This window comes from Streptomyces oceani (genome assembly GCF_001751245.1).
Lineage (GTDB): Bacteria > Actinomycetota > Actinomycetes > Streptomycetales > Streptomycetaceae > Streptomyces > Streptomyces oceani.
The window spans coordinates 94,480-109,920 of record NZ_LJGU01000137.1; the positions used below are offsets into that span (position 1 = coordinate 94,480).

The 15,441-nt window shown below is 69.9% G+C and carries 8 protein-coding genes; 3 read left to right on the forward strand and 5 right to left on the reverse strand.

The window, feature by feature from the left end; translation table 11 throughout:
* Positions 1–200: 200 nt before the first annotated feature.
* Positions 201–2,483, reverse strand: coding sequence for a UvrD-helicase domain-containing protein (locus tag AN216_RS19885; RefSeq protein WP_070198056.1), 2,283 nt, complete (start codon positions 2,481–2,483; stop codon positions 201–203).
* Positions 2,480–9,415 carry a DEAD/DEAH box helicase gene (locus AN216_RS19890; RefSeq protein WP_070198057.1) on the reverse strand — a complete coding sequence of 2,312 codons (6,936 nt, stop codon included), beginning with the start codon at positions 9,413–9,415 and terminating at the stop codon, positions 2,480–2,482. The genes AN216_RS19885 and AN216_RS19890 overlap by 4 nt, the downstream gene beginning before the upstream one ends.
* A gap of 234 nt (positions 9,416–9,649) precedes the next feature.
* Between AN216_RS19890 and AN216_RS19895 the strand changes: the two genes are divergently transcribed.
* Positions 9,650–11,707, forward strand: coding sequence for a hypothetical protein (locus AN216_RS19895; protein WP_070198058.1), 2,058 nt, complete (start codon positions 9,650–9,652; stop codon positions 11,705–11,707).
* Positions 11,708–11,714: 7 nt separating this feature from the next.
* Here AN216_RS19895 and AN216_RS19900 read toward each other — a convergent pair whose 3' ends face one another.
* Positions 11,715–12,206 carry an ATP-binding protein gene (locus AN216_RS19900; RefSeq protein ID WP_420855775.1) on the reverse strand — a complete coding sequence of 164 codons (492 nt, stop codon included), beginning with the start codon at positions 12,204–12,206 and terminating at the stop codon, positions 11,715–11,717.
* Positions 12,207–12,355: 149 nt separating this feature from the next.
* Between AN216_RS19900 and AN216_RS19905 the strand changes: the two genes are divergently transcribed.
* Both AN216_RS19905 and AN216_RS19910 read left to right on the forward strand, forming a co-directional pair.
* Positions 12,356–13,210, forward strand: a complete 855-nt coding sequence (locus AN216_RS19905; protein WP_070198060.1) for a helix-turn-helix domain-containing protein — start codon at positions 12,356–12,358, stop codon at positions 13,208–13,210.
* The gene (locus tag AN216_RS19910) at positions 13,207–13,479 is read left to right on the forward strand and encodes a DUF397 domain-containing protein (protein WP_070198061.1); all 273 of its coding nucleotides are present in this window, start codon (positions 13,207–13,209) and stop codon (positions 13,477–13,479) included. Before AN216_RS19905 ends, AN216_RS19910 begins: the two co-directional genes overlap by 4 nt.
* A 58-nt stretch (positions 13,480–13,537) precedes the next feature.
* On the opposite strand, the gene AN216_RS19915 is transcribed toward AN216_RS19910, so the two are convergent.
* The gene (locus AN216_RS19915) at positions 13,538–14,197 is read right to left on the reverse strand and encodes a hypothetical protein (RefSeq protein WP_244502540.1); all 660 of its coding nucleotides are present in this window, start codon (positions 14,195–14,197) and stop codon (positions 13,538–13,540) included.
* Positions 14,194–15,417: an AAA family ATPase gene (locus AN216_RS19920; RefSeq protein WP_070198062.1), complete on the reverse strand. Its 1,224-nt coding sequence runs from the start codon at positions 15,415–15,417 to the stop codon at positions 14,194–14,196. Before AN216_RS19920 ends, AN216_RS19915 begins: the two co-directional genes overlap by 4 nt.
* Positions 15,418–15,441: the final 24 nt, after the last annotated feature.

The window sequence follows — 15,441 nt, forward strand, 5'->3', positions numbered from 1 at the left end:
CGCACTCCTACCCGCGCGCTCCCGAGCACCTCGACGTGAAGCCACTGCGAGCCAGCTGGGCATCGCTCAACCACCTACGCCGCCTCTGCAGCGCTGTGACGTGGTGCTCGAACTTGTCCGCACCCAGTGCTCCCCGCGTCCCTCCGCAGGAAGGACCAGATCCCCCGGCCACTGGACGCAACCGGGCCGAGACACCTTTCTCAGTTACCTGTTGAAGTTTCCTCGCTCGGAAGCAGGGGCGCGAGAAAGGGGCTCGGGGCCCCGTGCCAGAAGATGTCCAGGCTGTCACGTGCCCGTGTCGCCGCCACGAAGAGCAACGAGCGTGCCCGCTGCATGTCGCGACGGTAGCGCGACATGTCGACATCCTTCCTCCGCTGTATGTCGGCGCGAGGCACCAGTCCGTCGCTCGCCCCGGCGATGATCACGCGCTGGTACTCGAGCCCCTTGAAGCGGAACATGGTGCCGATATGGACGCCGGTGTCCCCTCGGGGACCTTCCGGGCCGATCTCCAGCGCCCTGATGTCGTGTTGAGCGAGGGTATACGCCATCTCGCCGGCCATCTGGTTCGTCGGAACGGCGATCCCGATCTGCTCGTGGGGGGTGTCACCCCACGACTCGATCAGTTCGGCAACGGCCTCGCGTGCGCTCTCCCAGTCCTCCTTGCCCTGCAGTTCGGGCACCCCGCCGCTGAGCACGGAGCGGTATCCGGCGAGGTTCTCGCCACCACCGTCGAGATCGTCGTACTTCTGCTCTCCGAGGACGTACAACGCGTCGTGCAGGATCTGCCGCGTCGTGCGATAGCTCAGGGAGAGCTTCGAGGAGCGACCGCGAATGTTGATCCCGAGACTGCCGAGCGTCACCTGGTTCTTGTAGATCCGCTGGTGGGTGTCACCGACCAAGAACACGTCGTTGCGGGCGGGAGCGGCCATGGCGCGCAGCATCTTCCAGTGCGCGGGCCGTAGATCCTGCGCCTCATCGACGACGATGTGCCGGTAGCGGTAGCGCAGCCAGCCGCCCGAGCCATCGGCGATGTGAATGTTCTCCCGCCCGTCGGCCTCCTCACGCTGCCGGTCGAGGCGCTGGATCCGGCGGGCGCGTTCCATCTCCAACTGTGCTGCCCGCTCTGCGACTTGGTCCCAGGTCTGCGCACCGAGCCGGTGGAGGCGCTGAGTGAAGCGTTCGACCAGCTGCCAGATCTCCGCGCGCTCGGCTCGCGTGACATTGCGGCCCCGCCCGGCCCTGCGGGCGCGGAAGTAGTCCGCACGGGAGGCGACGGCCTGGCCGAGGATGACCTGCGCCCACTCGTCGTGCAGGAACTCCGCGTCCCAGCCGGTCTCCCCGAGCTCGTCGAGTAGGGATCGCCACTCTCTTACGGCCTGGTTCTCGTCGATGATCCGCTGGCGGTTGCCCGGCTCCGCCTCGCGAACGGTCCGCAGCGCCAGCTGGTCCACATGGCTGATCTCGACCCGGTCCACGAGCTGTTCGCCCCCGAGAGCCAAGAGTCTCGAACGGAGGTCCGCCGCAAGGTTCTTGTTGAACGTGGTGAGAAGTACGGGCTTGTCACGCCCGCCGGGCAGGCGTTCGACAAGGTGACGCACCCGGTGCAGGGCGACGATGGTCTTGCCCGTGCCGGGGCCGCCTCCGACTCGGGCCGGGCCGTTGTAGTCGCGGGAGACGAGCTTCGCCTGGGTGGGGTGCAGGAACACCTTCCAGCGTCCGAAGTCCTCGCCTTCCAAGGCCTCCCGCAGCGCCTCGTCGGTGGTGGTGACCACGGTGGCGGGCCGCTCGACCGCGGCTCGGAAGTCCTCGGGATCGACCGGGTCCGGCGACGCGACCGGGGTGGTGACCTGATCGAGTACGTCCTGGTACGAGGCGCCGTCGTGCAGGGTGAGCAGCACCTCGCCTGTGAGCTGCGGGGCGTACTCGACGAGGCCGAGCAGCTGGTCCTCGTTGCTGAGGGCCCTGACGAGGGGGATGAGGGTCGGGGCGACGCCCAGCTCGGTGAGCTGCGCGTCCGTCCAGGCGGCGAAGAGGGGCTGCGGAGCGGAGGGCTCGGTGGGTTGGGGGCTCGCGGGCTTGTCCTGGGGCGCGGGCTCCCTTGCGGATGCGTGCGGGAGGCTCTTCTCCTCGACCCTTTCCTGGACGACCTGGAGGTCGACGTACTCGATGCCGCCGGTGATGCGGTTGACGGAGTACGTCAGCCGGTCCAGGTGCTCGTAGACGTCCTTGCGGTGCTTGACGGAGACGATCAGCCAGTCGTCGTCGGCGAGTCGCAGCAGCAGCGCACGGTACTCGTCGTTGACGCGTGCAGAGTACAACTTGTCGTGGCCCTGAAGTCGCTTGAGGCGCAACCCGGCCGAGTCCGGATTGGTCTTGAACTTGTGCTGGAAGTCATAGATCGCGCCCTTGACGGAGCGGGGGAGCTTGAGGACCTCCTTGTCCGCCTTGTCGAGCAGGCGCAGGCTTACGTTCTTGCTGGTCACAGCTGTCCGTTCTCCCCGTTGTCGGTACTCCTGGTCCTTTTTCGCGCGTCGACCGGCGGCGCGGCGTCTGATGTCGCGGCCTCGACTGCGTGGAGGATCTCTGTCGCACGCCACGCCACCGCCGGTCGCACCCGCCAGCCGGCTTTGAGGAAGGCGCGGTCCCGGTCCTCGGCCTCCGGATCGTGTGCTTCGCCCTCCGCGGGGCATGGGGCGAGGACCACACCGATGCGCGCTGCGGGCCAGGCGAGTTCGGCCATCCAGCCGCGGTCGTCGAGCTCGTACCCGTCCTCGGGGGCGGGGGCGCCGGCCTCGGCGAGCGCCTCGGCCAGCGTGACGAGGCCTATCTCATCCGGGTCGAGGTACTCCAGTACCTGGGCCCAGCGGGGGTCGCGCTCCACCACTCGCTCGGCAGCTGCGACCACCAGCGGCGGGGCCGCGGCTGCCTGTGCCTCGGGGGTGGACGCGGCGGGCTTCGCCGCCACGGCGGCGGGTGTTCCGTCGGCAGGTCCCACGAGGGTGCTGCGCACGGTCGCCAGCACGCCGCCGCCCCCAGCCACGTCGAGAGTCTCGGGGAGGAAGCCGTCCACTCCACTGGTCGTCAGCTGGGCGCTGTCGCCCTCCCCGGTGTCCAGGAACTGCAGCACGTTGCTCCAGTAGAGCCAGGCGCGCCACCTGCGCTTGTGGGCTTCTTCCTCGGCGTGCGTGCCGGGGCCGTCCTCGAGGAGGACCAGGCCGGTCCAGGCCGGGGGCTTCACCCGGCCGTCGGCGGCGAACACGAGGGGACAGCCGGAGGCGTCCGTCGCTGTCAAAACCTGGACGGGCCCGGCCGGTCCCTTCGGGGTGTCTCCGCGGAGTGCCGCACCGATCTGCTCTCCGACCGACGCGGGGGCCAGTGGAGCGCCCTTCGCGCCAGCCCCGGTGAGTCCCGCGAGTGCGGCCTCTGCCCGCCACCGCCAGCGCTCCTGCTCCGGCTGCCGCAGGTAGGCGACCAGCTGTTCGGCCGGGTTGACCCAGACGGTCTCCGCGAGCTCGCCGGGCAGTCCGCCGCGGACGCCGGCGTAGTAGCTGCGCGCCTTGGACTTGCCGCCCTCGCCGTACGGCTGCCAGGCCGGGCCGACCGGACCCGCGCCGGCGTAGCCGATGTCGCGTACGCGCTGCTGCCACTCCTGCACGTCCGCGTAGGTGAGTTGGAAGACGAGCATGCCGTCGGCGCGAAGCCGGGTGCGCTTGGTTGCGTCGTCGGCGGTCCGGTGGTGCTCGCGTCCCGCGTGGAACGCGTAGCCGTCCAGATACAGCGCGACGCGCGGGCCGGGCGCGTCGACGCGCTCGAAGAGCACGTCGGCACGGGTGCCGTGCATGGCACGCTGCTGCGATACGCGCCAGCTCAGCGTGGTCCCGGCCGCTGCCGTGAGTCTCAGATCCAGCGCATGGGTGCCGGCGGCGGTGACGTACGCGTTGGCGGTGGCCCGGCTCTCCGGCAGGCGGGCCCATTCGGCGAGGGCGTCGATGAACATGACCTCGAGGTCGCTCTCGGCCTGCTTGTCCATCGGAATCTGCGGCGTGCCGTCGACCTCAGTGGTCTCCCACAGCTCGCCGTCGACACCGAGTAGTTCGTCGAGCATCTGCCGCACTTCCTGGCGGCTCACCTTGTCATAGAGACCCGGGGGAACCCTGCGCAGCAGGCAACGATGGCAGCCGTCGAGCCCCTTCTCACGGCAGGGGCAACTCTCGATGACCTCGCGCGCCTTGAGCAGCACTTCCTTGAAGCCGCCGGGCGAGGCGAGCCGGTGCAGATATCCCGTGCCGCCGGGCAGGCGATCGTAGACGACGAGGAAGCGGCGCGGCCAGACCGTGCCCCGCTCGCCGCTGCCGTCCGGCATGGACACGGGGGTGATGTCGATGTGGTCCGGGTCGCCTCCGTAGCGTGCCGCGATGCCGGTGAACAGGGCGGCGGTGAACGAGGCGAGGCGCTCCGCGGCCCGCGCCACCGAGGCGGGCAGCAGTATGCGTACCGCCTCGGTGGTCAACTCGTGTGCGAGCAGCAGCGGTACGTCCTCTCCGGCGCCCTGCTCCTTCCCTGCCGCGGCTCCGCGCAGCCGTCGGCGCGGGCACCACAGCTGGTGGTGGGCGCTGGCTCGGGTGGAGCGGGCGAGGGACTCGCTGAGCGCGTGCTGCGGCTGGTCGGCCACGGGCTCGCCGTCAGCCGTCGCTCCCCCGCAACTCGTACACACGTGGAACGGGTTGAGGCGCACCTCCTCTCCGGCCAGTGGCACGGTGCTGCTGCCGTCCTGCCGGTCGAGGCCTAGGTTCAGAGTGCGGATCACGGCCTTGCGGGTGAAGTCGGCGCCGAACACGGCGGCCTTGTGGCGCCAGGACTTTCGCGCCCTGCGGTCCGGGTCGATGTCGACCACGGTCAGCTGGGCGTACTCCCGGCGGTCCCGCTCGTCGCGGTCGTCGCGCACCCGTGCGTCGTCCCGTTTGTCACGGGACAGCACCCGCTTGGGCTGCAGTACGTGCTGCACGCACCCCGCGTCGCCGATCTCCCGTGAGTCACATCGCGGGCAGGGCGAGGTGTCCTCCGCCGCGTTCTGCGTACGTACGTACCCGCAGGCGGGGCAGAGGCGCCACAGTGTCCAGGCGCGTCGCTCCGGGCTGCCGATGTCCAGGGCACGGACGACGTGCTTGTGGCCGTTGACGTAGAAGCTGTTGCCCGGGGCGAGTTCGGTGAGGGCGAGCTTGCGGGAACGCTCGTAGTCGCGGGTCTCGCTGCGGTAGACGGCCGCGGGACGCCCGGCGTCAGGAGCTTCGTCCTCGCCGGAGGCGTCGTCAGGGACCTCGCGCCAGTAGAGGGTGGCCTCCAGCTGGGTGGTGCTGTCGGTGAGGCTGTAGTTGGGCAGCAGTCCCAGCTCGACGAGCGCGCCGTGGGCGCTGGTCTGGCTCAGTTCCCGCAGCAGCTCCGCGGTGGCGCGCCGCTCCGCGAGCAGCTCGCGGCGTTCGGCGCTCTGCTCGCGGTCGTCGGCGTGCAGGCTCTCCATGGCCGTGTCGATGGCGGCGATGCGCCGGCGCAGTTCGTCGCGGCGCGCCGTCCACTCCTCCTCGGCCTCCTGGAGTGTCCGGGCGATGTGCTCCGTGGCGTACGCCCGCAGCTCGTCAGCGGCGTGATCGGAGACTCCGGAGTCGCCGCCCGGTTCTGCTGCCGGGAAGCAGGCGAGGAATTCCTCCACCAGCCGCGCGCCGTGGGTGAGCGCCGCGTCGGCCAGGTCCTGGCACCAGCCTGTGGTGCCGAACAGTGCCGAGGACAGCCGGGGTACCGGCATCAGCGTCTCGCCGTCCTGCGTGGTGAGTTCGCCCCGGGCGGCCAGGTCGAGCAGGCGGGCGGTGTACTGACGCCGCAGGATCTCCACGGCCGACAGGTAGCAGCCGGGCGGGACGATGTCGCCCGCGATCATCTCGGTGGGCTCGTCCAGGTAGTAGCGGTCGCGGGCCCGGCGCCCGCCGAAGGCCACGACCAGCGCGTTACCGGTCCCGCGGCCGGCGCGCCCGGCCCGCTGGACGTAGTTGGCCGGTCCCTTGGGGAGCGAGCCGAGCAGTACGGCCGACAGGTCGCCGATGTCGATGCCGAGCTCGAGGGTCGGTGTGCTGGAGAGCACATTGGGATCGGTGTAGTGGGTGCCTGCCCGGAAGGTGCGCTCCACGTGCTCCCGCTCCGGCCGCGTCAGCATGCCGGTGTGCTCGGCCGTCACCACTCGGTAGGTGCCGCCGGTCAGATACAGCCGTCGGTAGTAGTCGCCGCGGTAGTCCCGTTCGAGCTTTCCGCCGAAGCCGCCGCTGCCGGAGCCGGTGGATGACATGCCCTGCTGCGGGGGCGTCAGGAAGCCCTTGCAGCGGTAGCGCGGGCAGGGGTGTCCGTACCAGCGGGTGCGCCGGTCGGGGTGGACGACCTGCTGCCAGCCGCACTCTTCGCACCCCACGAACGCCTTGTTGACGCCGTCGTCCTCCAACAGTTGCACCGTGATGCTGCCCGGCTGGAGCCCGTACACGCGGGTGGTGCGGTCCTGCGCGGTGCGTACCGACAGCGCGCCCTCCGCTGCCAGCACGGGCAGCAGCCGCCGCAGATACTCCGCCGCCCCGGCCGCGTCGAGGCCGAGGCAGCGGCGCGTCCAGTCCTGGTACCAGCCGCCGCGCCCGGCGACGGAGTCGAACGCGCTCTTGTCCTTCACGGCGTCGAGCAGAAACCGCGGGGGCGCGACGCGCCCCTCGGGGAACGCCGGCATGCCCGTCGGGCGCCCCCCGGAAATCGTGAACTGGTTGGTGCCGACCTCCTTCAGCCAGGTGTCCAGCCAGCGGTGGCGCACACCGCCGCGCAGGCGAAGACGCTCCAACAGCCCGCGCACGAAGGCGAGATAGCGATCGGGCGTCGGCAGCCGGTCCGCGGCCACCAACTGGCCCGGCAGTTGCAGGTGCACGTCGCGAGCCAGATCGACGACGCGCTCGGGATCCTCGACCGCGACCTCGGCCGCTGTGGTGCGCGTCAGTTCGAGCGTCCGCCCCAGGCGGGAGCGGAGGCCGAACTCCATCACCGTGGCGAAGGCGAGCCGTTCCCCTATCAGCTTCCACGTCCGCGCGTCGCCCGTTCCCCGGCCCGAAAGCAGCCGGTCCACTCCGGCCTCGCCGTGCAGGTCGGGCGGCACGACGGCCGCCAGGGCCTGCGCGTCGTCCACGTTCTCCAGCACGTTCCCGATCAGGTCGTTGAGGGCCAGCGGCCCGCCGAACATGTCCAGTTCGTGGGCGATCAGGGAACGCAACGAGAACTTGTACGAGGCGTTGGCGACATAGCCTGCGCGGTGTGCGGCGTCCTGCGTGGAGTCGTTGAACAGCAGCGTCTTGCGCTCCTCCGGCGCCAGCGCGATCTCCTGGCCGCCCGTGAAGAGCTGGGTCACGGCGGCCGAGGCGAGTGCGGCGAGGGCGGTGCCGAGGAAGCGAATGCCGTTCTCGGTGTTGCAGGCGGGGCAGCGGTCGTCCTTCGCGGCCTTGTCCGCCGTCTTCTTGTCGAGTACAGCCAGCGCGAACCAGGCGTCCTGCAGCCCCTCCGCGTCCTCGGCGGCCGGCATCCGGTACGTGGCCTGAGCACCGTCGAGAACCACCACGGACAGCGGGTCGACACCGCCCGCGCCGGCGGCCGGCCGCGCCCGCTCGCCCGTGAGCGCGCCCAGGGCATCGCGCGCCTCGGCATCCGTGGCCGAGATGAAGTAGCGCAGCCGCCGCTTGTCCCTGCCGACGCCCGCCTGCCAGATTTTGGTGGGGCTCGTCTCCAGCTTCTGCGGATCGGCCTCCGGGGACAGCGCGGCCCAGCCGGAGCGGCCGCAGGTACGACAGTAGACCGCCGGGAGGAATGCCTGGGCAGGCCTGCGCACCGTGTCGGATCCGGGCAGCGCCGCAGGCCGTCGCGAGTCGGACGAGGGCCACTCCGCGCTGTCCGTCGAGTCCTCCACGGAGGGCGCGGCCTGCAGCGCGGCCTTGCGGGCCGCCGTACGCTCGTCCTCGTACCACCGGAACTCCGCGAACCCGCTCACACCGCTCAGCACCCTGCCGACCGGCCGCACCCACAGGTGCGCCTCGATGTGCAGCAACGGCCGGGGGCGGCGGGCGTCGGAATCGGGGTCGCAGGCGGAGGAGAGCAGGGCCACGAAGCGGGAGAGCGCCTCCAGAGCGAGGCGCGGGTTCTCCTTCGCCGTGCGTGCCCAGGCGTAGCCGAAGCGGGCCATGCGGTCGCGCAGCCCCCATTCGTCCAACGGATCGCCGTTCAGCAGGGCCAGCACGCCGTGTGTGAAGTCGTGCCGCTTCAGCAGGCGGCCGATCTGGAACGCGTCGATCCCCCGCCGCCCCAGCAGCCGGGCAGCGAGGGAGTTTAAGTCCAGCAGGTCGGGCCGGGACTCGACGCCCGGCCCGCCCGAGACCTCGATGACCTCCTTGGGACTCGGCGGCTCGTCGAACTCGTAGTCCACTTCCCCGACGAACTGGTCGGCGCTCTGCCGCTCCTCCCCGACGACCGCCTCCGGCCCGAACGGCACCCCGAATACCTGCTCGACGACGCCCAGCAGCGCGCTCGCGTCTCCGCCGCCCTCGCCCAGCGTCGCGGACGTCGCCACCGGGCAGGCCGAGCCGAGTGGCCGCCCGTCCCGGCTCGCGCCCACCGCCGAGGCGAGGCGCCGCAGCAGCATCGCCACATCGGTGCCCTGCGCCCCGTCGTAGGTGTGGAACTCGTCCAGCACGACGTGGGCGAGATCGGCGTCCGCCCACAGCGGCCGGTCCTCGGCACGCTGGAGCAGCAGATCGAGCATCTTGTAATTGGTGATCAGGACGTCCGGGGGCGTCAGACGCATCTCCTCGCGCCGGGTCATCACCCGCCGGAAGTCGGTGTCCGGCTTGTCGCCGATGTAGAGCCCTGCCGTGACCTGTGCCAGCTCGGGGCGGGCGAGGTACTCGCCGAGGCGTCCGGCCTGGTCGGTGGCGAGCGCGTTCATCGGATACAGCAGGACGGCCTTGACCCCGCGGCGGCCCCGCGCGCGCTCTCGGCGGCAGTGGTCCAGTACCGGCACCAGAAACGACTCCGTCTTGCCGGAGCCCGTCCCTGTCGTCACCAGCGTCGGCTCGGCGGGCCCGTTGAGGGTGCTGAGCCGCTCCCACGCCCGTGCCTGGTGCCGGTACGGGGGAAAGCCCGGCTGCCACTCCAGCGCCGACTGCCACCCGTCGTCCGCCACATGGAACGGCGTACGGATGCGCAGATACGGGCCGCGGAAGATGCCCGACTCCGGATCCGCGAGGAACCGCTCCAGCGCCATCCGGGTGTTCTCGTCCGCCAGGGCGTACGTCGTCGTGAGGTACTGCGTCAGACTGCCGCGCAGCTGAGCGGCGGCCAGGGTGGGCTTCACGACGGGGCCTTCCGGGAGACGGACACGGCAACGATCAAAGGCCAAGGTATCGCCCACCTTGGACATCGCGCCGCCCGCTCTCGATGTCACCCCTTGGCAGCTACGCACATAACTTGCTCTACTACAGGAGCCGTTGGCGCAAAATGTTCGCACACGCGCGGCTCCCCTTCCCTCCCCGCGGCAGGCACGTCCACTCTGGCCACCGAGCCGATACACGGGGGACGACGGGGGGACATGGGACTCGGTACGGGATTCGAGAGCGACGAGGACAGCCCCGCCGGGGAGCTCCACGAGCCGGATCGCCCACGCAAGGGCCGTCGGCTCAGCCTGCGCAAGGAGCCCGGAGCTCCCTCTCTCAGCATCCCCCGGCCGCGGCGCCCCGGCGAAGAAGCGACGCGTCCGCCCTCGGCGGAGACAGCGGACCACGAGGCGCTGTCCGACGTGGCCCGGTGGCTGTGTGCCGCCTCCTACCTCCGTCCCGATCACGCCACGAAGCTCGCCAGGTTCTGCGGCTACAGCGTCAGGCTCGCCCCGCGCGCCCTGTGGATCCTCCTCACCAGACGTAAGCCGTACAAACGTGAGCGCGCGCTGAACAAGCTGCTGACCGACATACGCCCCACGGATACGCAGCTTCCGGTACCCCTCGGCCACGAGTACCTGCGCTGGGTGCGCAAACGAGTGGGGCGCGGGCATCCAGTCCCGCCACACGGCTTCCACCTCGGCCCCGTGCTGCAGACCACCGCCTCCGCGGAGGCCCTCACCCACTTACGCCGCCTCCTGCTCGTGCTCGCCCTCGCCGCCGCGGTCCTCGCCGGCACGGCCCTGGGCCCGCTGACCGGGGTGGCGGTCGCTCTGGCAGGCACCTGGGCGGCCTGTTACGCAGACCGGATCCTCGCCTACTCCCAATTCCACAAGGCCCCTTGGGTACGCGGCCGGGGCACCCGCGACCTGCGATGGTGGATCGGTCCCGGCCGCCGCCGCGCACTGCGCCGGACACCGTCAGAGCGGAACGGCCTCATCGTCCCGTACGTGCTGCGCGAGCACTGGGGCGACAAACTGATGCACCACATCATGGGCGCGGGCACCGTGTCCTCCGACGACGCGATCGGCATCGACGTGGCAGCGGCCGACGCGGCGGAATCACGTAGCGCCGAGTCGGGGCAGGAACGCCTCGTCCGCGAAGCCTTCCGCAGTGTGGACGAAATCCTGGGGAGGGCGAGCACACGGAAACCGGTCACCCATTTCACCCCGGAGGAACTGCACAGCCACGTTGCCGACGAGCTCGGCAAGTTGCTCGACCATCGACCCACCCACCATCCGGACAACCGCCTCGACATCTTCGACGTCGCCGCCGTCTCCGCCGAACGCTGGCACGACATCACCACAACCGAGTGGGAGTCCCTGCTCACCCTCGCCCGCGAGGGCACCGGCGCCAAAGGTGCCGCCACGGAGGTCAAGGAGTCAGGACGGCTGCTGTGCGCACGCATCGTCTCCCGGGACGGGGAGCTCGTCACCTCGCTGTACGTCGGCTTCGCCTACGAGCACCACTTCCTGCGCGTCACCCTCCGCCCCCACGTCACCAACCCCGTGCACCCCACCCTCCGCGAAGGCGTACGAGCAGCCGAACGGGCCGGACCAGCCTGGCATCTGCGCACCGCGCTCAACGCGTTCCTCGACGTGTTCGCGCTCCTCGACCGGCTGCGTCCGATGCGGCCCCCCTCCAGACCCAAGGCCGATCCCGGGCGGGGGCCGGTGAGCCTGCGGGAGGTGTACTCCTCGCTCCGGATGGACGACATGCTCCAGTACGACGACGCACGGCGCCACATCGACTGGCTGCAGCGATGTGTCTTCCGGGCCGTCCTGGGCTTCCTCCAGGAGCACAACGTCGACGTCAGCGCCTTCCTCAAGCAGGCCACGTACATCCTGCAGAACAGCGGCACCCTCAACACCGGCGTCATCAACAACGGCTCCATGGGCAACGTCCAGAACCAGCCGGGGGCGAGCAACTCCCAGCAGCGCCAAGCGAACACCGACCCCGCCGCCGACGCCCGACTGGCCGAGACCCTCGACGCGCTCGGCGCCGCGCTCACCCGCGAACGCGCCCAGCTCACGGAACCCGAACAGTGCCGCGCACTCTTCGACTTGGTACGCCAACAGGAGCTCACGGAGGACAGCGGGCGGACAATGGCACAGTCCATGCTCGGCCAACTCGCCGAACGCTGCGGCGGGGCACCGGGCGTGGCCTCCTTGACCGCCTCGGCGCTCACCATGCTCAGCACCGCGATGAGCTGACGCCGGATCACGGCCGACCGCCGACCACGCCCGCCGCCTTCGCCACCCCCAACTCCGCCCAGACCGTCTTGCCCGGTGCCGACGGGCACGCGGCCGTACCCCAGTCGCGGGCGAGGGCGGCGACGAGGAGCAGGCCGCGCCCGTGCTCGGCGTCGTCGTCGGGGGCGGGTACGGGCCCTGGCTGCCGCTCGGTGCGGGTGTCGGTGACCTCGATACGGAGCACGGGCTTGGGGCCCGCGGACTCGGTGAGGCGGAGGTGGAAGTCGCGGCCGGGAACGTGCCCGTGCCGCACGGCGTTCGTGGCCAGCTCAGCGGCGATCGCGGTGACGGTCTCGTTGGCGGTCGAGGTGTACGGGTGGCCCCAGGTGTCGAGCCTGTGCGAGACGAGACGCCGGGCGAGCCGTGCGCCGCGTGGGGTGGAGGTGAAGTGCATGGCGAACTGATGGGCGGGGCCGGAGCACCGGGATTCGGAATCAGGCCTGTCATTTGCGTCGTTCATGGGAAAACGGTGGCGGGCCACGCATAGCGTTTACCAGGAGTGACAGGCGGACCGCGGGCCGTTGTATGCGCGGTGTGTGCGGCTGTATGCGGGGTGAGCCGTAACCGGGGGACGTGGTCCGCCGATTGGACAGGATTGGAGGTGGCCAGATGGACGAACCAGAGCAGTACGGGGACACGGACGGCGAGGAAGCAACGGAGCCCGGAGCGGGCGGGGGCTACGTCGTCGTCTTCGGGCAGCAGTTGAAGGCACTGCGGGAGCGAGCGGGGATGGACCGGTCGGAGTTCGCCTCGCGAGTGGGCTACGCGCCCTCGACCATCGCCGCCTTCGAACAGGGCAAACGCATCCCGCTGCCGACCTTCATCGACCAGGCGGACGAAGTGCTCGACGCGGGCGGGACGTTGAAGGCGGCGAAGAAGGAGATCGAGCGGGCCCAGTACCCGGCGTTCTTCCAGGACGCGGCGCGGTTGGAGGCCCAAGCGGTTGAGCTCCATGTCTACGCCAACCAAGCAGTTCCAGGACTGCTCCAGACAACGGAGTACGCTCTGGCGGTCTTCCAGATGCGCCGTCCGCTACTGGACGCGGACACCGTCGATCAGCGCGTAACGGCTCGCCTCGAACGCCAAGCAATCTTCGATCGAGTACCCATGCCGACGGTCAGCTTCGTGATCGAAGAAGCGGTCCTGCGGCGGCCCATCGGCGGGTGGAATGTCTGGCGCGGTCAGCTGGAGCACCTCCTCTTGTGCGGGCACCGCCGCAACGTGGAGATCCAGATCATGCCGATGGAACGAAGCGAACACGCAGGTCTGGCAGGCCCGTTCACCTTGATCGAGACGCAGGAAGGACGGAGGATCGCGTACGTAGAGGTGCAGCGGCACAGCCGTCTCTACACAGAGCGGAAGCCGGTGCGAGAGTTCGAGGAACAGTACGGAATCCTGCGAGCGCAAGCACTGACACCAACGGAGTCGCTGGACTTCGCAGAGAAGCTGCTGGGAGAGAGATGACCACCGAAAAGGCCACACAGAAGGTCGATGGGCTGCACTGGTTCAAGAGTAGCTACAGCAGCGGTGAAGGCGGCGAGTGCGTGGAGGTTGCCCTGAGCTGGGTCAAGAGCAGCCACAGCAGCGACAAGGACGACGCGTGTGTCGAGGTCGCCTCCTGCCCTGACGTGCTGCACGTGCGGGACTCGAAGGTTGTGGGAGGGCCCGTGCTGGACCTCTCCCCCACTGCCTGGTCAGAGTTCGTCGCGTTCGCGACCCAGCACAGCGCCTGACGCAGGCCAACTACCGGTGCCCTGCGGCCTGCCCGGCAGACCGCAGGGCACGTGCGTGTCACGTGTGCGTGGGCCAGTGGGCGAGCTCAGCGACGAGGTCGCTGTGTGAGGTATTCCGCCCCACCGGTGCGGTGAGCAGCCCTTTCTCCAAGGCCTTCTTGGCGATAGCCGGGCCGTCACTCTCGCGGAAGGACGGGGAGCCCAGACCTCGCTTCAGCTTCTCCTTCGGGCTGTCTATCAACCCCGTGTCCTTGCCGCGCAGTTGGGCCGGAACCTTCCACTTGGGACGCACCTGCGCGAACGCCTCGGGAAACAGGAGCAGCCAACTCTCCGACTCCCACGCGGCCAGCGCGTAGGCGGCCTCGGCAGGGCACTGTCGGCTCAGCTCCGCGGAGACCGCCTGCCGAACGGTCCGGTAGCGGTTGCCCGCGTAGTCGTCCAGGTCCTCGTGCACGGCGAAGCCGACAAGCGGGCCCTTCTCCCGGAGCGCCCTGCCCTTCGCCTTGCCCACGAGGACGCGTACGTTCTCCTCCAGCGTGGCCCCCGTCTTCTTCTTGAGCCGGACCGGATCGTTGATCCTGACGATCTTGGCATCGCCCAGGCCGGGATGATGCGCCTTGATGAACTCCGCGAGGATCTGGCAGTCGTTCGCGTCCTCCCCGGCCAGGACGATTACTCCGCGCCCGACTCCGGCCCCCTTGGCCCCCCGACGGCTCACATCTCACCCCCGTTGAGGTCGCCCCCGAGCACGCCGGAGAACCAGAGGTCACCCAGCGGCTGGTCCCCGCTCTCCTCGACGATCTCCCGCACGTCGTCAACCGTCAGCGCGGGGATGATCGATGCCCCCTCCCCGTCACGTTCGCAGACCACGATCTCCTCGGGGAGGAGCTGGTCCACGAGGGCCGGCGAGTGGGTGGCGACGAGGAACTGGCTGCGGCTCGACGCCTCACGCAGCCGTTGCACGATCAGGGACAGTGCCTGCGGGTGCAGTCCGTGGTCGATCTCCTCGACACAGGTGAGGGCTGGCGGATGTGGGTCGTAGAGAAGCGCGAGCAGGCCGAGCAGGCGCACGGTGCCGTACGAGGCGTAGGCGAGCGGTGTCGGGCGGCGCAGCCCGCGTTCCCGGAGCAGGACGGTGACCTGGTCGGAGGCGCCGCCGAAGGTGGCGAACTCGATGTTCTCCAGCTGCGGCAGCACGGTGCGCGCGTCATCCACCAGGGATGCCCAGGCGTCCTCGTCCTCGGAGCTGAGGTACATCAGGAACTCGGCCAGGTTGTCCGCCTGCGGGGACAGGTCGACCAGCCGGGCGCGGCGGCGCAGACGGTACGGCTGCCGGGCCGCCGCCACGTCCACGTCGAACACCTGGAAGGAGGAGAGCTGCTGGGCGAACCGGGACACCTCCGCACCGCCGTCCGAGGAGGCCAGCCGCGGGAGCGTGGACAGACCACTGCTCAGCCGCTGGATACCGAAGCTGCCGCTGTCGTACTCCTTGCCCGCCTTCTTGTCGGTGACCTGCGCAGAATCCCCGGAGATGGTGATGCGCCGTCCCCGTCCCTGCGTGCGCTTGAACCGGAAGGACTCACTGCGCGACAGGCTCTCGGCGCCGGACTTCAACACCCTTCTCCGCACGGTGAGTTGGTACTCGTCAGGGGTGTTCGCGGTCGCGTTGGTGGTCCAGGTCGCCTTCAGCCCGATCTTCAGCGAGGGCGGGGGCTTGGACCCGCCCCAGAAGGCGATCTCGTCGAACCCCTCCCGGGAGTCCAGAGCAGGCTGGAGGTCCGTACGGATGACGTCGGCGAGAAAATCGAACACCTCAAGGACGTTGGACTTCCCCGCAGCGTTCGGCCCGACGAGGACCGTCAACGGACGGAGCGGAACGGTCACGTCGCGCAGACTGCGGAAGTTCTCCACGTGAAGTTCAAGCAGGCGGTCGGACATGAAGAATGTCACCTATCTCGCGGG

What these genes read in the sequence shown, in the direction of transcription:
- AN216_RS19895 (WP_070198058.1), top strand. Translation starts at nt 9,650, where the DNA reads ATGGGACTCGGTACGGGATTCGAGAGCGACGAGGACAGCCCCGCCGGG.
- AN216_RS19900 (WP_420855775.1), bottom strand. Translation starts at nt 12,206, where the DNA reads ATGAACGACGCAAATGACAGGCCTGATTCCGAATCCCGGTGCTCCGGC.
- AN216_RS19905 (WP_070198060.1), top strand. Translation starts at nt 12,356, where the DNA reads ATGGACGAACCAGAGCAGTACGGGGACACGGACGGCGAGGAAGCAACG.
- AN216_RS19910 (WP_070198061.1), top strand. Translation starts at nt 13,207, where the DNA reads ATGACCACCGAAAAGGCCACACAGAAGGTCGATGGGCTGCACTGGTTC.
- AN216_RS19920 (WP_070198062.1), bottom strand. Translation starts at nt 15,417, where the DNA reads ATGTCCGACCGCCTGCTTGAACTTCACGTGGAGAACTTCCGCAGTCTG.